General features: G+C 53.6%; 23 protein-coding genes. 6 read left to right on the top strand and 17 right to left on the bottom strand.

Annotation, left to right across the window (positions count from 1 at the left end; all coding sequences use genetic code 11):
- Positions 1-86 precede the first annotated feature (86 nt).
- The 3 genes from HBA55_RS29255 (at position 87) to HBA55_RS29245 (ending at position 2,377) form a co-directional block, all read left to right on the top strand.
- Entirely contained in the window at positions 87-938 is an 852-nt protein-coding gene (locus HBA55_RS29255) for a mechanosensitive ion channel family protein (protein ID WP_166998830.1), read from the top strand.
- Complete coding sequence (locus tag HBA55_RS29250; RefSeq protein WP_166998828.1) at positions 935-1,702, top strand: NUDIX hydrolase; 768 nt, start codon at positions 935-937, stop codon at positions 1,700-1,702. The genes HBA55_RS29255 and HBA55_RS29250 overlap by 4 nt, the downstream gene beginning before the upstream one ends.
- A 156-nt stretch (positions 1,703-1,858) precedes the next feature.
- On the top strand, positions 1,859-2,377 hold the full coding sequence (locus HBA55_RS29245; RefSeq protein WP_166998826.1) for an Hsp20/alpha crystallin family protein: 519 nt from the start codon (positions 1,859-1,861) through the stop codon (positions 2,375-2,377).
- Positions 2,378-2,523: 146 nt separating this feature from the next.
- Here the strand turns inward: HBA55_RS29245 and HBA55_RS29240 are convergent, their stop codons facing one another.
- The 10 genes from HBA55_RS29240 to HBA55_RS29195 are packed head-to-tail and all read right to left on the bottom strand — an operon-like array spanning position 2,524 to position 14,208.
- The gene (locus tag HBA55_RS29240; RefSeq protein ID WP_206020027.1) at positions 2,524-3,345 is read right to left on the bottom strand and encodes an ion transporter; all 822 of its coding nucleotides are present in this window, start codon (positions 3,343-3,345) and stop codon (positions 2,524-2,526) included.
- 49 nt (positions 3,346-3,394) lie between these two features.
- Complete coding sequence (locus HBA55_RS29235) at positions 3,395-7,024, bottom strand: ATP-binding protein (protein ID WP_166998822.1); 3,630 nt, start codon at positions 7,022-7,024, stop codon at positions 3,395-3,397.
- Between the two features lie 11 nt (positions 7,025-7,035).
- Complete coding sequence (locus HBA55_RS29230) at positions 7,036-7,803, bottom strand: DUF4194 domain-containing protein (RefSeq protein ID WP_206020026.1); 768 nt, start codon at positions 7,801-7,803, stop codon at positions 7,036-7,038.
- Positions 7,796-9,313 carry a Wadjet anti-phage system protein JetA family protein gene (locus HBA55_RS29225; RefSeq protein WP_166998820.1) on the bottom strand — a complete coding sequence of 506 codons (1,518 nt, stop codon included), beginning with the start codon at positions 9,311-9,313 and terminating at the stop codon, positions 7,796-7,798. Before HBA55_RS29225 ends, HBA55_RS29230 begins: the two co-directional genes overlap by 8 nt.
- A 6-nt stretch (positions 9,314-9,319) precedes the next feature.
- Positions 9,320-9,517 (bottom strand): DUF3012 domain-containing protein, encoded by a 198-nt coding sequence (locus HBA55_RS29220; protein ID WP_166998819.1) that lies wholly within the window; start codon positions 9,515-9,517, stop codon positions 9,320-9,322.
- A 45-nt stretch (positions 9,518-9,562) separates the two neighbouring features.
- A complete protein-coding gene (locus HBA55_RS29215) occupies positions 9,563-9,724 on the bottom strand; it encodes a DUF3012 domain-containing protein (protein ID WP_166998816.1) in 162 nt (53 codons plus the stop codon).
- Positions 9,725-9,774: 50 nt separating this feature from the next.
- Complete coding sequence (gene hemB, locus HBA55_RS29210) at positions 9,775-10,770, bottom strand: porphobilinogen synthase (protein WP_166998814.1); 996 nt, start codon at positions 10,768-10,770, stop codon at positions 9,775-9,777.
- A gap of 4 nt (positions 10,771-10,774) precedes the next feature.
- Positions 10,775-11,152 carry a carboxymuconolactone decarboxylase family protein gene (locus HBA55_RS29205; protein WP_166998803.1) on the bottom strand — a complete coding sequence of 126 codons (378 nt, stop codon included), beginning with the start codon at positions 11,150-11,152 and terminating at the stop codon, positions 10,775-10,777.
- A 3-nt stretch (positions 11,153-11,155) separates the two neighbouring features.
- Positions 11,156-12,529 carry a cysteine--tRNA ligase gene (cysS, locus tag HBA55_RS29200; protein WP_166998801.1) on the bottom strand — a complete coding sequence of 458 codons (1,374 nt, stop codon included), beginning with the start codon at positions 12,527-12,529 and terminating at the stop codon, positions 11,156-11,158.
- Positions 12,526-14,208 carry a glutamine--tRNA ligase/YqeY domain fusion protein gene (locus HBA55_RS29195; RefSeq protein ID WP_166998799.1) on the bottom strand — a complete coding sequence of 561 codons (1,683 nt, stop codon included), beginning with the start codon at positions 14,206-14,208 and terminating at the stop codon, positions 12,526-12,528. The genes cysS and HBA55_RS29195 overlap by 4 nt, the downstream gene beginning before the upstream one ends.
- A 276-nt stretch (positions 14,209-14,484) precedes the next feature.
- Here HBA55_RS29195 and HBA55_RS29190 point away from each other — a divergent pair, with 276 nt between their 5' ends.
- The 3 genes from HBA55_RS29190 to tsaA all read left to right on the top strand — a co-directional run bounded on the left by HBA55_RS29190 (position 14,485) and on the right by tsaA (position 16,540).
- Positions 14,485-14,979, top strand: a complete 495-nt coding sequence (locus tag HBA55_RS29190) for a peptidylprolyl isomerase (RefSeq protein ID WP_166998797.1) — start codon at positions 14,485-14,487, stop codon at positions 14,977-14,979.
- A gap of 89 nt (positions 14,980-15,068) precedes the next feature.
- Positions 15,069-15,815, top strand: coding sequence for a UDP-2,3-diacylglucosamine diphosphatase (locus HBA55_RS29185; protein WP_166998795.1), 747 nt, complete (start codon positions 15,069-15,071; stop codon positions 15,813-15,815).
- Between the two features lie 26 nt (positions 15,816-15,841).
- Positions 15,842-16,540: a tRNA (N6-threonylcarbamoyladenosine(37)-N6)-methyltransferase TrmO gene (tsaA, locus tag HBA55_RS29180; RefSeq protein WP_166998790.1), complete on the top strand. Its 699-nt coding sequence runs from the start codon at positions 15,842-15,844 to the stop codon at positions 16,538-16,540.
- A gap of 319 nt (positions 16,541-16,859) precedes the next feature.
- On the opposite strand, the gene HBA55_RS29175 is transcribed toward tsaA, so the two are convergent.
- The 7 genes from HBA55_RS29175 to HBA55_RS29145 all read right to left on the bottom strand — a co-directional run bounded on the left by HBA55_RS29175 (position 16,860) and on the right by HBA55_RS29145 (position 23,651).
- Positions 16,860-18,500 carry an AMP-binding protein gene (locus HBA55_RS29175; protein WP_166998788.1) on the bottom strand — a complete coding sequence of 547 codons (1,641 nt, stop codon included), beginning with the start codon at positions 18,498-18,500 and terminating at the stop codon, positions 16,860-16,862.
- 106 nt (positions 18,501-18,606) lie between these two features.
- On the bottom strand, positions 18,607-18,933 hold the full coding sequence (locus HBA55_RS29170; protein WP_166998786.1) for an SCP2 sterol-binding domain-containing protein: 327 nt from the start codon (positions 18,931-18,933) through the stop codon (positions 18,607-18,609).
- Positions 18,934-18,959: 26 nt separating this feature from the next.
- A complete protein-coding gene (locus HBA55_RS29165) occupies positions 18,960-20,744 on the bottom strand; it encodes an acyl-CoA dehydrogenase C-terminal domain-containing protein (RefSeq protein WP_166998784.1) in 1,785 nt (594 codons plus the stop codon).
- 241 nt (positions 20,745-20,985) lie between these two features.
- The gene (locus HBA55_RS29160; protein WP_166998782.1) at positions 20,986-22,032 is read right to left on the bottom strand and encodes a helix-turn-helix domain-containing protein; all 1,047 of its coding nucleotides are present in this window, start codon (positions 22,030-22,032) and stop codon (positions 20,986-20,988) included.
- Between the two features lie 72 nt (positions 22,033-22,104).
- Entirely contained in the window at positions 22,105-22,323 is a 219-nt protein-coding gene (locus HBA55_RS29155; RefSeq protein WP_166998780.1) for a hypothetical protein, read from the bottom strand.
- A 20-nt stretch (positions 22,324-22,343) separates the two neighbouring features.
- A complete protein-coding gene (locus tag HBA55_RS29150) occupies positions 22,344-23,204 on the bottom strand; it encodes an HAD family hydrolase (protein ID WP_166998778.1) in 861 nt (286 codons plus the stop codon).
- A 21-nt stretch (positions 23,205-23,225) separates the two neighbouring features.
- Complete coding sequence (locus HBA55_RS29145; protein WP_166998776.1) at positions 23,226-23,651, bottom strand: hypothetical protein; 426 nt, start codon at positions 23,649-23,651, stop codon at positions 23,226-23,228.
- Positions 23,652-23,658: the final 7 nt, after the last annotated feature.

Raw genomic sequence — 23,658 nt, 5'->3', positions numbered from 1 at the left:
TAGCCCCCAACAAAAAACAGGCAATCGCCCGGTGCAGTGATAAACTCTAGGAAAAGATCTATCCGCTAAAGCCAAGGAATTTCGCAATGGAAGAGAATATCGGCAAAGAGTTAGAACAAGCCGCCGCCATCTACCAAATGGTGGTCGAGTTTTTCGTAAACTACAGCTTCCAGATATTGGGCGCCCTGCTGATTCTGATTATTGGCATCATTGTGGCCCGCAAAGTGGGCAATATGGTGCTGGCGCTTTGTGAACGCAAGAACCTCGATATCACACTGAGCCGTTTTATTGCCGCCACTGCCCGCATTATTGTGGTGATTATGGTGGCGATTATCGCCCTGGGTAAAGTCGGTATTAGTGTGACGCCCTTTTTGGCCGCTGTGGGTGCCATCTCCCTGGGTGCGGGCCTGGCGGTTCAGGGGCTGCTTTCCAACTATAGCGCCGGTCTGAATATTATTCTTACACGGCCGTTTGTGGTTGGTGACACCATCCAGGTGCAAGGGGTTTCCGGACAGGTTGAAGAAGTACACCTGGCATACACAGTGCTCAGCAATGAAGATGATGTTCGCATCACTATCCCTAACAAACACATCATTGGCGAGATCATTCACAACTCATTTAAGAACACTCTGGCAGAGATCAGCATCGGAATTGCCTACCACGAGGATCCCATGCGAGCGATTGAACTGATCAAGAACGCCGTTTGCGCAACAGATTTGTTCGACAAACAAAAGCAGCCGGCCATCGGCATCGAAACCTTTGCCGACAGCAGCATCAATATCGGCATGCGGCTGTGGCTGCCCACCCAAAGATATTATGAGAACCTCTACCAGCTCAATCAGCTGGTATTCAAGACTCTGACCGAGAACGGAATCGATATACCCTTCCCGCAGCGCGAGGTTCGCCTGCTCAATCAGCCAACCGAGAATCAACCATGACGGATTCTGGAGAGCCCTCAGCTAATAAACAAGAGCCCTCAGCTCATAAACAAGAGCCCTCAATTCAAAACCCGGAGCCTGCGGCTACCGTTATTCTTTTGCGTAACACCCCTGCGGGACTTGAGGTGTTACTCCTGCTGCGTGCCAAAGCAGTAAAGTTTGCTGGCGGGGCCTGGGTATTTCCCGGAGGACGCATCGATGATGACGATACCGACGCGGGCGTAACCGCGTCCTCGCTGGATAAGGGTGACGATGCCTTTAATCGCGCTGCCCGACGCGCGGCCCTGCGGGAGTGCCTCGAAGAAACGGGCATCCAGCTGGATGCCGACAACCTGGTCACCTATTCCCATTGGACCACACCGGCGACCCAATATAACCGGCGCTTCTCCACTCGTTTTCTGCTGGCTGAGTTAACAGAAAACCAACCGGTGACCGTGGATGATGGCGAAATTGTGGAATTTCGCTGGTTAACGCCCGCTCAGGCACTTACCGAACACGATAACGGCGAACTGGTTGTCTTACCCCCGACCTATCGTACTCTGACGGAGCTCAATCGCTGTCAGAGTGCTGATGAGGCGATCACCATGGCCAAACAACGGGAGATGCCGGATATCTCACCATTGATGGTAAAGCATGACGGTACGGTCACCACTCTCTACAAGGAAGATATCTCCTACACCACTGGAGACTTGAGTCTACAGGGTCCGCAACACCGTATGACGCGACAAGGTAAACGCTGGATTTATGTCGATACAACAAACTGATCCTTCTGGCTCCATCTTCTCTTAGCGCTGACGGCCATAACCCAGACCCGGCTAATAAGCATATCGTCCAAAGGGGCCGGGCTGCCCTCCTCCTATTGCGGCTATCCTTAATGAGCAGCTGTAAGCCTCACGCAATCAGTCTGAGGAGGAATACCAATGAAGGCACAGGAACTTTACCAACGTTTCCGTGATGAAGCCCAACATGCCTGGCACCACTTGGCTGACCAGCTCCACCATTTGGAACAGAGAAACAATCACGCACTTGTACCCTTTGAGCCTTTCGAAGAATCCACGGAGGAAGAAGCGCAAGGCAATAACAAGGCTAAGCACAGTCAGTGGGGGCTGATCCCCGTGGACATGTACGAAGTGGATGACGTACTGATGGTTTCCATGGAAATCCCAGGCATGGAAGCATCATCGATCTGTATATCCGTCGATGGCAATGAACTGATTATCAGCGGTGAAAAACGCATGCCGGAAGAAAGGTTACACGCCAGTCGGGATATCACCCGGGAAATGGCGTTTGGCAAATTTGAGCGACGTATCACTCTGACCGGCCACCGTCTGAAGAAAACCGAGAATGATGCCAGCTACAAGGATGGCGTGTTGACCGTTTCGCTGCCCTACGACGGCACGGAGCAGTTACGCACGGCGAGAACCATTCCGGTGCAGTAACCCCAGTAGCGCTCTGGCAAGGGTCCAGGGCAACAAAGACGCACGCAGTTAATAAACGTGCGCAATAAAAAACTTACCCCCCGTCGTTGCCATGAAGGCAGCATCGGGGGGATGTTCTTACCCGTCTGTTCTTTCTTGCGTTGATATTACTTCTGAGCAGCTGCTTGGCTTTGCAGCAGCTGCTTGAGTTCTTGAATTTCCTGTTGCAGATCCTTGAGGGTTGGCTCCCCTGCGGCCTCTGCCTCCTCTGCGGCCATCCGCTGGTGCTCTTCTTCAAGTACGTTGACCACAATACCAATCACCATATTGAGAAAGGCGAAGGCGGTAAAAAAGATAAAAGTCAGGTAGTAGGCCCAGCTAAAGGGATACACCGCCATGGTTTCGTACATGACGTCGGTCCAGTCTTCAAACGTCATCACCCGGAACAGGGTCAGCAAGCTCAGCGCTATATCGCCCCAAAGCTCGGAGTTGATGCTGGCGAAGAAGGTACTGCCAATGGCTGCGTAGATATAGAAAATGATAAACATCATCAGCATCACGTAACCGAGCTGGGGTAACGCTTTGAGCAGTGAGTTGAGCAGCATCCGCAGCTCGGGAATGATCGAAACCATTCGCAACACCCGGAAAATACGGATCAGGCGCCCGATCAACGCCATTTCGGTATCTTCAATCGGGATCAAACTGACCACCACGATAAGGGTATCAAACACGTTCCAACCGCTGCGAAAAAAACGCTTCTTTTCCGGTTCGCCCAGAAATCGAATGACAATCTCTACCAGAAAGATCAGAGTGATCATCCAGTCCAGCACGCCGACCACTTGCACCAGTGTCTCCGGCAGCGGATAGGTTTTGACACCGATGACCAAAGCGGAAAAAACAATAATGCCGATAACAAACAGTTCAAACGCTTTGTTGGACCGGAGCTTGAAAAATGCCGCCTGCCAACGGTCGCTGGTTGCCGGTTCCATAGTTATATTTACCTCAGTCATAATTCTATCAATTTCGGGGTTAAGGGTTTCAGGCTTCCACTTCATCGAGAAAATCGAGTGATGCCTGCTGCCTGATTGTGCGCCGGTGGTTGGCCATCAGCTCGGCAATTTTGTCCTTGTCGCACTGCTGCCGGTCCACCAGTACGCGGGTATTCAGCTCTCCCACCGGATGCTGGGTGGGCACTTTGCTGAAGACAAACTGGTTGCTGATCAGATCCATAAAGGGACCACATTTGCTCGACGGCATGATAAACATCAACTGCAATCCCAGGCTCTCCGTCAAATAGTTGATCACCTCTTTGGAGCGGTGCTCATCCATCTTAGAGAAAGCTTCATCCACCAGCACCATGCGTAAATGAGTCTTTCCCTCATTGAATCGAAAGGCGGATGTAATGGCGGCACTGCGAATGATGTAGGCCGGCGTCTCCAGCTGGCCGCCGCTGCCGGTGCCATATTGGCTGAGGGCAATAGGCGGTTTGCCTTCCGGCTTTTTGTAAATCTCGTAGCGACGGTAGTTGCGATAGTCGGCGATTCGCGTCAGCTCCCGCAGCGCTTTGGCTTCATCCTCATCAAGCAACAGGTTCATCAGACGGGTGCGTACGTCCTGATGCTTGCTCGACAGTTTCATCTCAAACAGCGTGTCTCCATCGCCGAGACTGGGATTGTCGATCACTGCCTTAAAAAACTGCCAGTAGTCCTTGAATTCGGGTATCCAGTTCCAGCCAAATTCATAGCTTTCCCGATCGGCTCCGAAGCGATGGTTTGTCAGTTCCCGGTTAAGCGTTTTTAAGGTTTGTTCACCGTCCTGAATCGCCTGATAGATCGAGTGGCAGAGGTTGGTGACAAAGGCGTTATCAAAACTCTGCTTTAGGGATTCCAGTTGTTCGAGCCTTTGTGCCAGAACGTTGTTCTTGTAGCGGTTGTATAGACCATCTAACTGACGATTCAGGTCACATACAGTCTGGAAATTGGTTCGACCAAGACTTTTGGTGAAGTCCAGCTCCAGTGCCAGTGCATCTGCGCCATTACAATGTTGATTGTGTTCCAGCACCAATCCTTTCAAACTGTGCAGCAGACTGTTGAGTTCACCGCTCAGGGTTTCGCTTGAGCGTTCAAAGTAATCGATACCATGTAAGTCAATGTGTTGATCAGCCTGAATAAGAGTCTGCTCCGGGTCAAACTCCGCCCACAGTGTGGCGAGGCCTCGCAAATTGTCTTCGGCTGTATCAACCTGTTCCAGATTAAGGTCCTGCTCTTCGTTCAGTTGCAGGCACTTCTTGTCCACTTGCTTCAGTTCGGCACGCAGCTCGACTTCCTGATCTGACAACTCCGAGAGCTTTTGTTCCTGATCCTGCTCGCTGTCTTTAAGCTGTTCAAGCTCAGCTTCCAATTGCTCAAAATCGGAAAAATCCAGCTGCTTCAGACTCTGTTCAACATTTAGCAGCTTGCGCTGCCAGGTCAACAGTTGAGTCAACTCATCGGCGTAATTCACACTTTTTAGCTGGTCCACCGCCTGTAATAACAGCTGGCATTCGTTGGCCTGATCTGAGGCGTCCCGCCATTCCCGCTGCAACTGCTCGAGTTCTTGCTCGGTAGCGGCCAGGGCTTTGTCTCGCGCCGCCTGACCAAAAACCAGATCCGTATCCTGAAGATCACAGCGGAACATGGCGTAACTGCCCGATCCCATCGCGTCTACAGTGATGCCGCGGCGGGTTACGCGCAACTGTTCTGCGCTGTCAACCCTCTGTACCTGACCAAAACTGGCGGTAATATAGGCCTTGGCAGTGGCGTGTTGGAATTCCATGGCGTTGACAATGGAGTCGGCAGGCAGTTGTGAGAGTTTTTCTGCGTCCCTCATGGCCTTCTGGCCCTGGATGACCCGGGCGCGATTACCCTTGCCAAGGCCGCGAACCAGGGCGATCGCCTCTGCTTCATATTCCGGGGCCACGAGAATACCAAATCGAGATCCACCAATATAACCTTCAATCGCATTTTGCCAGCGCTCGTCCACTATCTCGATGTAATCACAAAGTACACGGGCATCTGCTTCGGGTAATTTTTGCTGCAGCGCCTGCAAAGCCTGTCGTACATAGCCCGGATAAACCGCTTTGTATTGCCGCAGTTGCCGCACATCTGCGTCGAGGCTGTGAAGCTGCTTTTTGATGCGATCCGCATTTTGGCTGCGATGATCCCGTTCTCGAGCCAGTTGATCACGTAAAGAGAGATCGCCGGATTCAGTAAGCGACCACAACCCGACAAAAAGATTATGGTTTTGTTGCAGACCCAGTGCTTCATCGAGGTGGTTTTCCAGCGGCGAAATATCGATCCAGTCCTGATTGAACAGGGACTGAAAATCCACCGATGGCATTTCCCGGGATAACGATTGCGCCGCCTTAAGTAACGCTTTCTCCCCCAATGCAGGGATGGAGAGGCACAGGGACGTCTGTTGCAGCGCGTGGAGTATCTGCGATGCACCACTTCTATTGGTTTGGAGTTGCTGGTGCTGGGAGAGCAGCGCAGGCACTGAATGGCGGATCGAGGCATCAAGCTCTTCGATGTCTTTTTCGAGCTGATCTTTATCCCTCAATGCAGGCACCTGCAGACGAGCCAGCTCCAGCTCCATCAGCCGCTGCCGCATCTCCCGCCGACGCTGCTCGGCCAGCTGTTTGTCTCGCAGGTTACTCTGCAATCGGTCCCGCAACACCTGTTGCTGATGCTTTTCACGCAGATAATGATTTTGGATTTCGCTGTAGCGACGTTTGGCAAGACTGTAATCCAGAACCTGTTGCTCCAGCCACTGATCAATAAAATGGCTGGCTTTTTGATTGGCCTGCCACAATCGCTGGCTGGATTCGCGCAGGCTACGGGCATCGGTTTCCATCGAGTGAATGCGTTTAAGCATCGCCGATACGTCGCGGATAGCCTCACCGAGATCTTTGGGCTCCAAGACTTCTGAGGCAACAAATTCATCGATACCCTGAATGGGTTTATAGGCCATAAAGCGCGAGAAAGCCCTTGCGGCGTTTAACGCCTCCCGTTCGGATACCGCTTCTCGGCGTCCGCGCAGAATGCCATAGAGACGGCTCAGATAACCCTTTTTCTTTTCGTAGCGCTCCACTTGCGCGGCTCCGAACTGGCTGCGCAGCTGTTTGTAAATGTGTTCACCCGGTATCACATAGCGTCCGCCTCGATCCTCCTTGACCAAATCACCCAGGGCCAGGCGTACATCGGGAAGCACAAAGAATTCCATTTGATTAAGGCGTGCCACCCGCTGTTGGTTTTTGCCCTCTACATAAGCGCTCATGGACAGCAAGGCCGTAAAGCCGTCGCTGTCTTCACCGGGGGTGGCTTCAAATACGGCGGCCAGATAACCCTGGCAGGAATCCGGACGGGCATAGGCCCCGTCGTCACAACCTAATACATAAGAGGCCAGTGTACGCACCTGCTTACCACCTCGGCCCCTTTGGGTCGATTCATCCTGACCGGGATTGAAATGAAACAGGTTATCATGAGCGGCCGTCATCACGGTTTGCAGCGCATCGGCCGCCGTGGTCTTGCCGGAACCATTGCCACCTGCAAACAGGTTCACCGGTCCGAATTCAAACTCCGCGTGAGGAATGTTGCCCCAATTAACGTAGATAAATTTCTTCAGGTACAAGGTTCGCGTCTCTATTCAACATCAAACACGGAGGGGCCGGCTTCGGCAACGAGTGCCTCCACGGGATCATTTGATGCGGCTGGATCGACTGCCGATGCAACAGGATCATCAATGACAGGCGCCCGCCCCTCAAATTCGTCTCCTTCAAGGTCATCGCCAAGATCACTGATAAGCTCGGCGTCCACCAGATGCAGGATCATCGGGCGCACTTTAATCCAGGTGTCGGCGCTGGCCAGATCGGCATCCCCACCAAATCGAATAACCCGCAATTGCCGCAATCGGCTAAATACCTGTTTACGGTCCTGCAGGTATTCCGGCAAGGATCGGCCCAACAGATTTTTTAGTCCCAGCGCCAGTGACTCCAGCGACAGTGCCACGCACCCGCTTTCATCCACCTGCCCTTCACGCAGGCTGTTATCGTACTGCGCCCGGAGTGCCAACAATACAGCCACTTCATGCTGACCCAGGCGCGTGCGCAGGCCACCATTGAAAGGTGTATCAGTTTCATCATCAAGCCCCGGAACCCGCGCGCCGGGTGGTATGAGTCGCAGGTACTGAAAGCGATTGTCGTGATGGAGGCGGACCCCCATCAATGACAGATAATCGTCAACAAGTGTTTCAACACGCAGGAACCGGTCATAAAGCTCGGCCTCAACCTGACTTTCATCGCGGCACAGAACGCCGTAATCCAGCAGGCGCGTGATCAATTCCCGCCAGTCATCAAGCTGCAGGTTTTCTTCTTGCAGATGCTCAGCCACCAATTGTTGCAATTTAGTCAAGCGCGCTCGCCTCCGATTCGACTAACTCAATGATGAATTCGTCGCGACTGGTAAAAAAGAGTTCATCCCGTACACGGGCATCGAGGGGCAGCCATTGTGCACCATTGCTATCCGCGCTCGCCGCCGTGACCATAAGGCGATATTCGCTGGAGCGGTTGTCAGCCGAGGCGACTGCGATGCTGTGGGCTGCTGCCAGTAGCTGCCTGGCATCATTGATCGGCAGGTGGCGGCTATTGATGCGACCGGTCTGTTTCAAAGCATCAATCACATATCCGCGAATATCCCCGGACTGAATGCTGAAGGCGTTATCCAGGGCCTGCTGGATAAACAGCTCTCGCCGGGCATTCTTATCGACCTGGCGTTCATCCTCGACACGGCTGTTCACCACCCGTTTACCACTGCGTTGACGCAGCTGAATCTGACTTGGGTCCAGATAACCCATGTTGAGACTGGCCAGTTGCTCTCCCGCCAAGCACAGACGTCGGTCTTGTTGCTGTTGCGGTTGTTCGCTCAGTAAGCGACAGGTCTCTAGCAATCCGTCGTCGCCTTGGGCGTGGATATAACTCAGCTGACGCATGATGATATCGGCCCGCTGGGTAAAGTTATTCAATGATCGACGCAACGCCGGCAGCATACCTTCGCAGGCACTGCGCAGGCGCTCCTCAATACCGGTCAGCAGGTTTTCCAGTATCGATTGCCCCTGGACGACGCTGCCCGGCAGCAATCGTCGTAATCGCTGTTCCATCACCGCCCGCCAATCCCGATCCCGGTCTTCAGCTTCGCCACCGTACTTACGTTTTCGCCGTATCTGGCGGATCAGGGTTTCGATCTGATCGCGGTACTTTTCCACGCTGTCTGCTGACAGTCTCACTTCGAGATCAGGCTTAAAGGTGTTTTCCATAAATTCGAAAAACTCGTCGCTGGCCTGCACGATCAGTTCCCGCGCTTCCACCTCTCGAACCAGCAATCGCTTACGCTCCTCCAGCTCAGCAATAACGTCGGTAAAGTCGCTGATGATACGTTCGGAGTATTCATAGGCATCCAACAGATCGTGGACTTCGCCCTGCTCCAAAAATGCCTGTAAACTGTTACGGGTATTACGGGTATTGCGATTTCGGGTGCGAAACCGTCCCTGATCGTTTTCGATAAATGGTTGGGTAAACAGTCGACCGACCTTGGTAAAGGCGAAGGTGCTCTGCAAGCTGGCTTCGTCCACCTGTTTTTCCAGCCAACCGTAGTCCAGCAACGTATTGATAACGAAGCCAGCCAGTTCGCGCTGGTTTTTAAAGCGCCCCTCCTCCTCCGTTTCCGGCTCGGCATCCAACACGGGTGCCCGGGCGATGGCTTCCTGGAAGATTTCCACCAATTGCTCGCGATCGCGCACATGGCCAAAATCCGTCAAGTCCGTGTACAAGCGCTGGTAGAGCAGCCTCAGGCACTCCACCAACACCTCGCGGTACTTGCCGGTCAGCGGTTTAAAGAACTGCTGACGTTCCTGGGTAAAAAACATGGAGCGTTATTCGTACAGACAGGTTCTGGCGAAGCTTCGGGTTTCAGCGTCGGTCCATTCCTGGTTGGGTTTCTCGACCATGGCATCACACCAGGCCTCCCCTTGGAGCTGGGTGTCACCGCCACCCTCGATGATGGACAAGCCCACAAAAATGGAGGCGCAGGCAAAGAGCAGCAGACAGAGGACACCCAAATACTTCTTCATGGAATATATTTAATTACGCAGATCGATAGTTAAGGATACTGTGCTCTATTTGAACACGCAGTGCTTTGCAAAATCTGTGGCTTCGTTAGCGGTCCAGTCACCTTTGGGCTTTTCCTTGAGGTCGGCACACCAGGCGTCGCTGCCTACTTCAGGGGCACAGGCATTCAACATGAACAGAGCGGATACAGCAAACATCAGTTTTTTCATGGGGTTTTCCTTGTTGTTGTTAAATTTATCACCGATTCCATCGAATATTTTCACGCATTGAGCCAGTCGGCAATCTGTTCAGCGAAATACGTAATGATCAAATCACATCCCGCACGTTTGAAAGCCAGCATGGTTTCCATAACGATGGCTTCTTCATCAATAACACCGGCTGCCGCGCCAGCCTTGATCATGGCATATTCACCACTGACGTGATACACGGCCAGTGGCCGATCACAGTTGGCTCGAATACTGGCGATAACATCCAGATAAGCCAAACCCGGTTTTACCATCAGGATATCAGCGCCTTCCAATTCATCCAGCACGGATTCGGCCAGGGCCTCGCGGGCATTGGCGGGGTCCATCTGGTAGGTGGAACGGGTGCCTTTGAAGGTGCTGTCGACGGCATCCCGGAATGGCCCGTAGAACGCTGAGGCGAACTTGGTCGAATAGGACATAATGGGCAGATGGTTATAGCCCTCTTCGTCCAATGCCTGGCGAATGGCCGCCACCATGCCGTCAATCATGGTCGATGGTGCAATCATATCCACACCGGCACGTGCAGCCACCAGTGCCTGTTTTTGCAGATTGGCCAATGTCGGATCGTTGTCGACATCCATGCCCTCGTGGGAGCCTTCACAGAGCACGCCACAATGGCCGTGGTCGGTATATTCACAGAAACAATTATCGCTGATCACCACCATTTCGGGCTGTGCCGCTTTTGCCGTGCGGATGCAGCGGGCCATCAGTCCGTTGTCGTCCCAGGTATCGGAACCAACGTTGTCTTTGTGGGTGGAAACCCCAAACAAGAGTACGGCTTTTATGCCTTTGTTCCAGGCCCTCTGTACCACTTCTGTCAGCTGGCTTTCCGGATAGCGAACAACGCCTGGCATGCTGCTGATGGGAACCGGCTCGGTAATGTCCTCTTCGATAAACAGCGGCAGAATCAGATCATCAGTGGTTATGCGATGTTGACGCACCAAATCCCGAAGCACTGACGTGCGGCGCAGGCGGCGAAAACGAAATTCTGGGGTAATCGTTGCGGTCATGGCATCAGTCTTCCCAATTGTCGATCACTTCCCGTGCGGCACGCATGGCGTCGATAGCCGCGGGAAAACCACAATAAGCTGTCGCCTGCAAAATTACCGCGCGGATTTCTTCCTTGGTGGCACCGTTGCGAAGCGCGCCGCGAACATGACCTTTTAGTTCATTGGGCGCTTTTAACGCAATCAGCATGGCAATGGTGACCAGGCTGCGGGTACTGCGCGGCAGATCGTCGCGGGTCCAGGGGCCACCCCAGGCGTTTTCCATCACCAGATCCTGGAGCGGTTGGTCGAAGTCGGTGGCGTTGTTTAACGCGCGGTCGACAAACTCATCGCTCATGACTTCACGGCGAACTGCTTCGCCCCGTTTGCGGTCTTCAATACTCATGAATTATTCACGTCTCCACTTGGTGCCCTCGCGGGAATCTTCTAGCACAACTCCCTGGACCTTTAATTCTTCCCGGATTTCATCGGCGCGGCCGTAGTTTTTGTCCAGCTTGGCCTGCACACGCTCGGCGATCAGGGCTTCAACCTCTTCCGCGCTGATACCGTCTGCACCGGCATCGGTAAACCACTGCTCCGGATCCTGCTGCAACAAACCCAGAAGTTCGCCGGCTTTCAGCAACAGCGACTTGTATTTGGGCTTGTCCCCGTCATCTGCTTTGTTCAGATCACGGGCTATCTGACGCAGCTCACCAAACGCAACCGGCGTATTGAGATCGTCGAGCAGTGCGGCGTAAAACGGTTCTGATTTGATATCCACATCAACGGTGGCTATGTCACCGGCGTCGCGCAGGGCACCGTAAAAGGCATCCAGGCGGGCTTTGGTTTCTTCCAGCAGATCGGTGGAGAAATCCATCTCGGAGCGGTACTGGGCTGACAGCAGTGCACAGCGGATCACCTCGCCACGGTACTGGCTCAGCAACTCCCGAACCGTGCGGAAATTGCCCAGGGATTTGGACATCTTCTCGCCGCCAATATTGATGTAGCCGTTGTGCATCCAGTAACGCACATACTGTTTGCCATCGTGGGCACAGCAGCTCTGGGCGGTTTCGTTTTCGTGGTGCGGGAACACCAGATCGCGCCCACCGCCATGAATATCGATGGTCTCACCCAGGTGCGCCTCGATCATGGCCGAACACTCCAGATGCCAGCCCGGCCGGCCGCGGCCCCAGGGACTGTCCCAGCCGGGTTCGTTTCCGGTGGAGGGTTTCCACAGCACGAAATCGCCGGCATACTTTTTGTAGGGCGCCACTTCGACACGTGCTCCATCCAGCATGTCCTCCAGAGAACGATTGGAGAGTTTGCCGTAATCCTCCATGGACTGTACCGCAAACAAGACATGGCCTTCGGCCTCATAGGCGTGACCCTTGTCGATCAACCGTTGAACCATGCTGATCATCTGAGGCAGGTGGTCGGTGGCATAGGGCACGATGGTCGGCTGAAGGTTGTTCAGCTGTGACATATCGGCCTCGAACTCCTTCGCATAACGCGATGCCAGCTGCGAAATGGGCTCACCGTTTTCCGCCGCCGCTTTCATGATTTTATCGTCAATATCGGTAATGTTACGGGCGTAAGTAACCTCGTCGTACTCGCTCTGCAATACCCGGAACAGCGTATCAAACACAACCACAGGACGGGCATTGCCGATATGTACCAGGTTGTACACTGTGGGGCCACAGACGTACATCTTGACCTTGCCGGGCTCCAGCGGTTCAAACGCCTCTTTCTGGCGGGTCTGGGTGTTATATACCTGGAGTGTCATACGCTCTTGCCCCAATTGTCTTTCAATCCGATGGTGCGGTTAAACACCAGTTTGTCATCGCTGCTGTATTGACTGTCGAGGCAAAAGTAACCTTCACGCTCAAACTGAAAACCCTGCTCCGGCTGTGCCTGGGCCAGGCCTTTCTCAGCCTTGCAGCCACTGAGAATACGCAGTGACTCGGGATTGATGGCATCGAGGTAGTTTTTGTCGCCGGCGTCCGGGGCCGCGTCGTTAAAGAGGCGGTCGTACAGCCGCACTTCACAATCCAAGCAGTCTTCCGCATTTACCCAGTGGATCACACCGCGGGGCTTGATGCCTTCTGGCGGGTTTTCGCCAACCGTGCCCGGTACCAGGCTGACTCGCAACTCGGTAATATTGCCATCGCTGTCTTTAACGGCTTCTTCCGCCTTAATCACATAAGCGCCGCGCAAACGTACGTATTCGCCCATCACCAGTCGCTTGAATTTCTTGCGGGACAGGGTGGTGTCTTCAGAGAAATCCGCGCGGTCGATATAGAGCTCCCGGCCAAATGGCAGTTCGCGCTCGCCGAGCTCCGGCTTGTTGGGGTGCGCCGGCTGCACCATCGCACCACTGAAATCAGCTTCGTCAAAATTCTGGACAACCACTTTTATCGGATCCAGCACGCACATGGCACGGGGCGCATTGTTGTTGAGATCATCACGCACGCAGTATTCCAGCTGGCCTACATCAATCGTGCTGCCGGATTTGGTGACGCCAATCATCTCACAGAAGGTGCGCAGGGAGGCCGGTGTATAGCCGCGACGGCGCATGCCGGAGATGGTGGGCATGCGGGGGTCATTCCAGCCATCGACATGGCCTTCGTCCACCAGCTGCTTGAGCTTGCGCTTGGAGGTCACCGTATAATTGAGCTCCAGGCGGGCAAATTCGTACTGACGGGGTTCTGCGGGCACCGGCAGGTTATCGATAAACCACTCGTAGAGCGGACGGTGATCGGCAAACTCCAGGGTACAGATAGAGTGCGTGACGCCCTCAATGGCGTCTTCCTGGCCGTGAGCGAAGTCATAAGTGGGGTAAATGCACCACTTGTCACCCGTCTGATGGTGGCTCTGCTTGCGAATCCGGTACAGCATAGGGTCGCGCATGTTCATATTGGGGCTGGCCATATCGATCTTGGCCCGCAACACACACTGGCCTTCGTCGTATTCGCCGGCACGCATTTTTTCAAATTCCGCCAGATTCTCTGCCACAGAGCGTTCGCGATAAGGGCTGTCCTTACCTGGCTTGGTGGCCCAGCCACGATATTCTTTGGTCTCTTCCGCCGAGAGATGGCAAACATAGGCCTTGCCTTCACGGATCAGGTGCAGCGCCCATTCGTAAAACTGGTCGAAGTAGTCCGAGGCGTAGCGAACCTCACCGGCCCAGTTAAATCCCAGCCAGCTGACATCCCGCTTGATGGCATCCACATATTCCTGCTCTTCTTTCTCCGGGTTGGTGTCGTCAAAGCGCAGGTTGCACTCGCCACCAAAACGCTCGGCCAGCCCGAAGTTCAGACAGATGGACTTGGCGTGGCCAATGTGAAGGTGGCCGTTAGGCTCCGGCGGGAAGCGGGTGATCACCTTACTGGTGATACCGCCGTCCAGATCCCTGGTGATAATTTGTTCGAGAAAATTCAGTGGCTTGGAGGGTGTGTCGCTCATGCTGGTCGATCAATCCGGTTAATGCTGCTTAATACTGTGTTTTGCCCAAATACGGTGTCTTCCCAACAAACCGGCCCAAAGCGTCTTTCATCGACGGATTGTCGCGGCCCGGGCGGGAGTGGTCCATACTTCATACTTAGGCTGAAAAATCGTGTATTATAGCCGCCTCGACGTGCTCTAAGCACCTAAAAAACAAAGATTTTTGGCGCTGCCAGGGGCCACAAGGCACATCACTATTTTTCGAAAAGTACCTGAACACGAACCAGGGAGTTCAAAATGATCACTTTGCACACCAATTTCGGCGATATCAAACTGGAGCTGGACTTTGACAAGGCCCCGAAAACTGCCGCCAACTTCAAGCAGTACGCCGAAGACGGTTTCTACGCAGGCACCATTTTCCACCGCGTGATTGACGGTTTTATGATCCAGGGGGGTGGTTTTACTGAGGACATGGACCAGAAAGACACCCGCGACACCATTGAAAACGAGGCCGACAATGGCCTCACCAATGATTGCTACACCATCGCCATGGCCCGTACCATGGACCCCCACAGCGCTACTGCGCAGTTTTTCATCAATGTAAAAGACAATGGTTTCCTCAACCATACCGGCAAAAACAGCCAGGGCTGGGGTTACTGCGTATTCGGTAAAGTGGTAGAAGGCACAGAGGTGGTTGACCAGATCAAGGGCGTCAAAACCACCATGAAGGCCGGCCATCAAGACGTTCCGGTCGATCCTGTGACCATTGAAAAGGTAACGGTTGAAGGCTAAGCCCCTTTTCCGTGTCCAAATCAGGCGCCTGCGGCGCCGTAATCTGATGCCGCCGCAGGGCCACCCGCTTTTTCCAATCCGGCCGTTCCATGACCACCCTGTTTATCTCCGACCTCCATTTGGACGCCAGCCGTCCTGACGTTACCTCCGCCTTTGTCCGTTTTATGGAAATCCAGGCCCCAGGCGCTGAGTCGCTGTATATTCTGGGGGATTTTTTTGAAGTCTGGATCGGCGACGATGATCGTTCAGAATTCAACCAACTGATTGTCCGGCAGCTTCGCCAGTACACGGATAGTGGCGGCAACTTGTTTATGATGGTGGGTAACCGGGACTTTCTGATGGGAGAGGATTTCGCCGCCGAATGTGGTGCCCAATTGCTGGCTGATCCCACCGTGATAGATCTCTATGGCCGCCCCACCCTGTTGACGCACGGTGACAGCCTATGCACCAAAGATACAGAATATATGGCTTTTCGAGCCCAGGCCCGCTCGCCTGAATGGCAGCAAAACCTGCTCGCTCAGCCTATTGAAGCGCGACGTGAGATCGCCCGTCAGCTCCGGGCCCAAAGCAAGAGCATGAACAGCATGAAGGCTGAGGACATCATGGACGTCACCCAGGAGGAAGTTGTTGGCAATATGGAGCGGGTCTCTGTGCGGCTCATGATCCATGGCCACACCCACCGGCCCGACCGACATCCATTGCAAATCGCCGGTGAAAGTGCGGAAAGAATCGTACTGGGCGATTGGCATGACCACCTTTGGTGGCTGCAGGCAGAAACAGACGGTAATCTGCAACTCAATCAGGCACCTATCGCTCCCATTGCCCCCGTTACTTAGTTGGCACCTGCTGCGAGCCGAGCGTCATGAGCTACCAGTTTGACCCCATTGGCACAATTGCCACGCCCTATCCCGAAAAATTTGCCATTCCCCGCCAACCGGGGCTGGTCACCGCTGCGCGGGGCGTGATCTCGCTGAGAGCTGACTGCAACCGGGAGGAAATTCTCCGCGGCCTGGATGGTTTTTCGCACCTGTGGCTGGTCTTCGTGTTTCACGAGGCGATGCGAGAACAGTGGAAACCCACGGTGCGGCCGCCGCGGCTAGGAGGCAATCAGCGCATCGGGGTCTTTGCCAGCCGCAGCCCCTTTCGCCCGAATCCTATTGGATTGTCTGTGGTAGAGCTTGAGAGTATCGAAAAAAAAGGGTCCCGTTGGCAGATTCACGTCAAGGGCGTTGATCTTCTCGATCAGACCCCGATTCTCGATATCAAACCCTATATTCCCTACGCCGATGCCATCCAGGACGCTTCCGGTGATTATGCTGATGAGAGCCCAGCAACGCTCAATCAGATCAGTTTCAGTGAAGCGGCATTAGCCCAGCTACACCAACAGGCCGGGCGCTATCCTCAGCTTAAGGAGTTGATTGAACAGGTGTTGAGCCAGCAGCCACAACCTGCTTACCATCGTGACCCTGAACGTATCTACGGTATGCAGTTAATGGGGTTTAATATACGTTGGCGGCGAACCGGGGATATGTTGAGCGTAATAGAAGTGGAGAGATTATAAAAAGCCGCTTCAGAACGCTTCGAAGCAAATTGGGTACAGAACTGTTGGGAATTTCTCTTTTGCGCCATAAACGCAAATAGATGTGTGCGCTCTTCGAGCGCAATCGCCGTACCCGATAAGGCGGGGCAGGCTCTCAGAGCCGGCTCTTACAGGGTTCTTCAACCTCCTGTAAGAGCGCGCTCTGAGCGCGATGGGTTTACTCCATACGGAATTCAAAGCTCAAAGGTCAGGCCCGGTGCGCGACTTCCGGAAATGGCACAAGCATGCCAGAATAAATCCAATCTCGATCGTATCTCAGGAGCGACTTAAATCAATAGGTTTAGGCCGCTTTACTACCTGCCTTGGCTTCCTCTTCAGCCTTCAACTCCCGACGCAGAATCTTACCCACATTCGACTTGGGCAATTCCTCACGGAACTCAATCTGACGAGGTATCTTATAAGCCGTCATCTGCTTGCGACAGAACGCCACCACATCCTCACGGGTTAACGCCGCATCACTCTTAACCACAAACAACTTAACCGCCTCACCGGTCTTGGCATCCTCAACGCCAATGGCGGCTGCCTCTAAAACACCGGGATGCTTACACACCTCATCTTCAATCTCATTCGGGTACACATTAAAACCGGAGACAATAATCATATCCTTCTTACGGTCCACAATCTTAATGTAACCGTCGTCGTCAATGACCGCCATGTCACCGGTATTCAGCCAGCCATCCTCGGAGAGAACCTCAGCCGTCGCCTCAGGACGCTGCCAATACCCCTTCATCACCTGTGGCCCGCGAACCAACAACTCACCAGGCTCGCCATTGGGAAGAGCATTACCTTCCTCGTCCACCACCTTGACCTCAGTATCCTTAACCGGCATACCTACGGTGCCCGCACGGATATCATCCGCCGGACTGGTAGAAATCACCGGAGACGTCTCTGTCATTCCGTAACCCTCAGCCGCCACGCAACCCGTGGTTTTTTCCCACAGATTACCCACGTCCGTGGTAAGTGCCATGCCACCGGAAGCCGTCGTCTTCAGCTTGGAGAAATCCAGGTTGCGGAACCCTTCGTGATGACACAAGCCATTAAACAACGTGTTCAGCCCGACAAAGCCTGTCAGCTGATAGGGTTTAATCGCAGCCACCAAGCTGTCCAGATCCCTCGGATTGGGAATCAAAATACTGTGATTGCCGGTACTCGTCATCATCATGCAATGCAGCGTAAAGGCGTAGATATGGTAAAGCGGCAAAGGTGCAATAAACACCTCCTGCCCCGGCTGCACACGCTCTCCCAAACGATCATCCATCTGCTTCATATTCGAAACCAGATTGTGATGGGTCAACATCGCACCTTTGGCAACACCCGTTGTACCACCGGTGTATTGCAACACTGCAACGTCTTCGGGCTTCGCCATCATATCTGTCGGCGCTACCACAGCCCCCAGACTCAGTGCCTTGCGGAAAGAAACCTGATTCGGGAAAGAGAACGGGGGCACCATTTTCTTGATGTGCTTGGCCACAAAATTAATGATCGGACGCTTGGGGAAACCGTGCAGGTCCGCCGCTTCCGTCACAATCACCTGCTCAACACTGGTATTGCGAATTACCGCTGCCGCCGTGCTGGCAACATTGGCCATCACCACCAGCGCCTTGGCACCGGAGTCATTTAACTGGTGCTCCACTTCGCGCTCTGTATACAACGGATTGGTGTTCACCAGTGTCATACCCGCGCGTAAAATGCCGTAGAGAGCTACCGGGTACTGCAGAATGTTTGCCAACTGCACGGCCACCCGATCACCGGGCTTGAGACTGGTATGATGCTGCAGATAACTGGCGAACTGGGCGCTGTACTGATCAATATCGCCGTAAGTCAGAGTTTGCCCCAGGCAGGTAAAAGCGGGACGATCGCGGTAGGTTTTAAAAGCGGCCAGGAAAACTTCCGGCACCGTGTGCAGATTACTCGTATCCATTATCCCTCCCAGGCAGGAATATTACTCTCTCATGTGCAAAAAACGACGATTCACTTAGAAGTTTATGAATCTGACCCATCGGCCAATGATGAATCGCCGAAATAAACTAAACCTTCTCATCAATAGGAAACAACTCGACCAACCGAGTCGCATGCTTCACATTGCCTTCGACTCGGATACGGCCAAACATAAACGCCTGCATGGCATTAAGAGAACCATTGAGAATATCAATCAAGGTCTGTTGATCCATGACCAGCGTTGACGTCGGAGCCTTCGCCACACCGTCGTGCAATTGACAATTGCTGGTGGTGATCGTCAGGTAGCAATCCCCGGCGTCGGGGATGGAGAACTGGATGCAGGCTTCCAGGCCCTCGGCCGCTTTGCGGTCAAAGCGGTCACGAGCCTGGAGAAATACGTTCCTTAACGCAGTCATTGGTTCAAATCAGACGTCAAAGCCAATTAGAACGCAAAGTGCTCGGCATCCATATCCATCAGGCTATCGGCACCTGAGGTCATAGTGGTAGCCAGAGTCTCAGTACGTGGAAGCAGACGCGCGAAGTAGAACTGCGCACATTGAACCTTGGCAGTGTAGAAGTTCGCATCACCCTGGCCTTCATCAATTGCAGCCTGAGCCTTAATGGCAGCCAGCGCCCAGAAATACGCCAGAGTCACATAACCGGAGAACATCAGGTAATCCACAGATGCAGCACCTACCTCATCCGGGTTCTCCATGGCGGCCATACCCACCTTCATGGTCAGCTCGCCCCACTGCTTATTCAATTCAGCCAGCTTGGACACTAACGGATTGCCTTCATTGGCCTGGCAGAACTTGTGAATCTCTTTAGTGAAAGGCTTCATGATTTCGCCCTGAGTCATGAGTACTTTACGACCCAGAAGATCCAGCGCCTGCACACCAGTGGTGCCTTCATACAACATGGAGATACGGCAGTCGCGTACGTTCTGCTCAGCGCCCCACTCGGAGATGAAGCCGTGACCGCCGAAGCACTGAACACCGTGGTTGGCGGCTTCAAAACCCACTTCCGTCAGAAACGCCTTGGCGATAGGTGTCAGGAACGCCAGTTTGTCATCGGCAATCTTGGCTTCTTCTTCGTCTGCGCTGGAAATTACGTCAACCAACTTGCCGCAGTAGGCCATCAGCATACGGCCACCTTCGGCAAATGCCTTTTGGGTCAACAGCATGCGACGTACGTCGGGGTGAACGATAATAGGATCGGCAGGGCCTTCAGGATTCTTGACGCCGCTCAGAGAGCGCATTTGCAGACGATCACGGGCGTAGTCCAGAGACTTTTGGAAACCCAGCTCAGCGTGAGCAACACCCTGAAGGGCTGTACCCAGGCGAGCCGTGTTCATAAAGGTGAACATGCAGTTCAGACCCCGGTTCGGAGGCCCAATCAGATACCCCTTGGCGTTGTCGAAGTTCATCACACAGGTGGCGCTGGCCTTAATGCCCATCTTATGCTCGATGGAGCCGCAGGAAACACCGTTTTGATCGGCCACAGTGCCATCTTCTGCGACATTGAACTTGGGCACGATAAACAGGGAGATACCCTTGGTGCCGGCTGGAGCATCCGGCAGGCGCGCCAGAACGATATGAACAATATTCTCCGCCATGTCGTGATCACCAGCGGAAATAAAGATCTTGGTGCCGGATACGGAGTAAGAACCGTCGGCGTTAGGCTCAGCTTTGGTTCGCAGCATGCCCAGGTCAGTACCACAATGTGGCTCGGTCAGACACATGGTGCCGGTCCACTCACCGCTGATCAGCTTGGTCAGGTAAGTCTGCTTCTGCTCTTCGGTACCGTGAGCTTCGATGGTGTTCATGGCACCGTGAGACAGACCGGGATACATTCCCCAGGACCAGTTGGCAGAACCCACCATTTCGTTGAGGATCAGACCCAGTGACGGAGGCAGGCCCTGGCCGCCGTATTCAACGTCACTGGTCATGGAAGGCCATCCTGCTTCTACGTACTGCGCATAAGCTTCTTTGAAGCCTTTTGGCGTGGTCACGACACCGTCATCCCACTTGCAGCCTTCTTCGTCACCAGATTGGTTGAGGGGAGCCAGAACGTTTTCGCAGAATTTGGCGTTTTCCTCAACGATTGCGTTGGCGATGTCGGAGCCAGTCTCCGCGAACTTAGGCAGAGATTGCCAGTGCTGCTCATAGTCCAGCAGTTCGTACATGGTGAATTGAATATCACGTAAGGGCGCTTTGTAGTCAGCCATCCTGATAACCTCTATCTCTGTTCTGTTGTTTTGGGTCCCATTGGGAGTGAGCGCTAGAATCCCGAATTCGCCGATTTGCCTCAATGGCAAATTTGACTACATTCAATGACAAATATGACTATAGCGCAGCATCTGGACATTTTCGTGCAGTGACCGCCCGGTCGACAGATTGGATAAGAATAAACAGCCGGATATTTGTTCTGGCTGGTAGTTTAGAGGCAAGATATGCTGGAAGGAGTGGCTATTCAGCCATTTGTTTGCGGTATTCGCCCGGCGTCAGCCCTGTCCACTTCTTGAACGCGCGAAAGAATGCACTGGTTTCGTCAAATCCCAACCGCTCCGAAATAACGCTGTTGGTCAGATCTCTGCACCCCAGATAATGGATAGCGGCCTCAAGGCGACACTCATCCTTGATCTTCTGGAATGAAGTGCCCTCTTGCTGCAGATGACGTCGCAAGGTGGTGACCGACAGGTTCAGCTGAGAAGCCACCTGCTCGGCGCCTGGCATGGAATCGCTGACATCTTTGGACAGTATCGTGCGTACCTTGGACTTGAGGGTACTGCGGGTGCTGTCGCTGATCACCAGATGGTAGGGCGCCATGCGGATAAACTCATCCAGCGTCTGAGGGTTTTGTATCACACGCTCTTCCAGGTAACGGCGATGGAAATTGAACCCATTATATTCCTGATCAAATTGCACTTGAGCGGGATATGACTCGGCCAGGGCCCGAAAGGACTCGGGGCAGCAAAAGCGAAAATTAATGGCCTCCAGGGGGATTTCCTGCCCGATCAGCCAGCAGTGGAAGCGATGCCAAACCGCCAGCGAGGTGCGGATACGGTCGGCATTTTGCTGAGACATCAACTGCTCGAAATCGGCTTCGGGCAGGCCTTCAATGCCGGCCATTCTTACAGAGACCAAATCGTCGTCTTCGTAGTGAAGGGATGAGCGGATCTGAAAACCACGACAGATTTCACTGAACTCACCGGCCCTGACAATGGCCTGGCGCAGGTTTTCAGTCTGGATCAGGGTCAGGCACATAAGTCGGAATGAGCCCCAGCGAACCTTGCCACCGGCCATCATGCCGAAGCATTCGTCCTGCATCAGCCACATAATGCGCTGGTAGAGCTGACCGTATTTTACAGAGGAAAAGAAACGTCCCTCGTCGATATCTGCACGACTGATGTGCATATCCGCCAACAAACCATCGACATCACAGCCCTGCTCCGCCGCTGTGGACAACAGCGAGCGTACATACTCGACCGGAACGTGACTGTCGAACACCGTCATTGAACAACAACTCCAGCAGATTATGGATGGTTGGGAAGCTTGGTGCTATTTTCCACGCAAGTTGGGACGGTTTCAATCTCGACTACTGAGTCGACGCAACAATCTGATTAAGAGCACCATGATCACTGCCGCGATCATCATGCCGCCAACCATAATTGCCGACATCCAGAAGAACCGTAGCGCGGATTCCGTGGGCAGATCCCAGCCGTAAATTGCCAGTGCAATAAAGGCGGCGCTGGACAACATGGCAATACTGAGTGCCGTAGCAGGTTTTCGTTTTTTACCAAACATACCGGTGTTCTGTTAGATTATTAGTCACTTTGACGGGCATTGATTTCTTCAAGCACCAGCGCCACACCATCTTCCCAGACCGGTGATGTCACCAGGTCGGCAACCGCCTGAACGTCCGCATTGGCATTACCCATGGCAATCCCCAGACCCGCCTGGCGGAGAAATTGAATGTCGGAATGAGCGTCTCCAAAAGCCACCACCTGGTCGGCACTGACGTCGTGGTAATCCAGTAGCTGCTGAAACGCGCGCTCCTTGCAGGCATGGGCATCAATCACACTTACAAACAGCCAATGGGGTTCCGCGGCCAGCTTGGCGTAGGCAAACACCAGCTGAGGAAACATTGATTCCAGCTTAAACAGCAAATCGTGCTCTGGGCGTGAGGTCACTGCAAACAGGAGTTTAATCACAGGCTCGTTTTGCAGTATGGAATCGAAGCTGTGAATCTTCGGTGTTACTCGCAGGTGCTCACTGTGGCGCAGCCCCACCTCCGGCATGCTTTCGACATAGAAATCATCACGCGTACATAGCTCGGTGTATAGCCCCATGGACCGCGCCGTTTCCACTACGTCTTCAACCACCTGAGTATCCAGTACAATCTGCTCAAGCGTGAGGTTCTTGGAGGGGTCAAACAACAATGCTCCGGTGTAGAACATTCCGGCATCGGTGAGTTGCAGCTCTTCAATCAAATATTCGCTGGCGAATTTTGGACGCCCGGAAGCTATTGCGGTTTTAATACCCAGCTCACGGCTGTGTAAAATTGTGCGGCGCAGGTGTTCCGTGTAATGACCATCCAGCCCCAACAAGGTCCCATCCACATCAAAAAACGCCAGGCGAATATTCTTCAGCGGGTATTCGGACAGAGATTGGATTACTGTTTGCATCATTTCTACCTGGATCTGCCCCTACAGTGACAGCACACCGTCGTGGCTCCACTCACAACGAATCTGCAAATCCCCGGAGCCCGGCTCATGGTAGTCACCGTTGGATTCCCAGGTAAAAGTGTGGGAACCGGACAACTCCGTCTCCAGATGCACGGTAGCGGATACCCAGTACATACGGCTCAGTAACTCTTCAAATTTCTGAATCCACTGCTCCCACTCGTATTCCACCGCTTTGTAGGATGCGCCAAAATGCATGACTTCGGTTTGATAGTTGGCCTGATCGACTTCAATTTGTGGAATGGCAAACATTTCCTGGCACAGGAATGGCCAGCCATCCGCTTTGGGCAGTGCCAACATGGCTTTGCGGTTTACCCGTCGGCGCGTGGACTCTCCATCCACCAGTGAGACGTCCTTGATACAACCGTAAACAATTGATTCCTGATCCATAGTTTGC

The organism is Pseudomaricurvus alkylphenolicus (assembly GCF_011683955.1).
Classification (GTDB): domain Bacteria; phylum Pseudomonadota; class Gammaproteobacteria; order Pseudomonadales; family Cellvibrionaceae; genus Pseudomaricurvus; species Pseudomaricurvus alkylphenolicus.
This window is presented reverse-complemented; position numbering and strand designations above follow the sequence as displayed.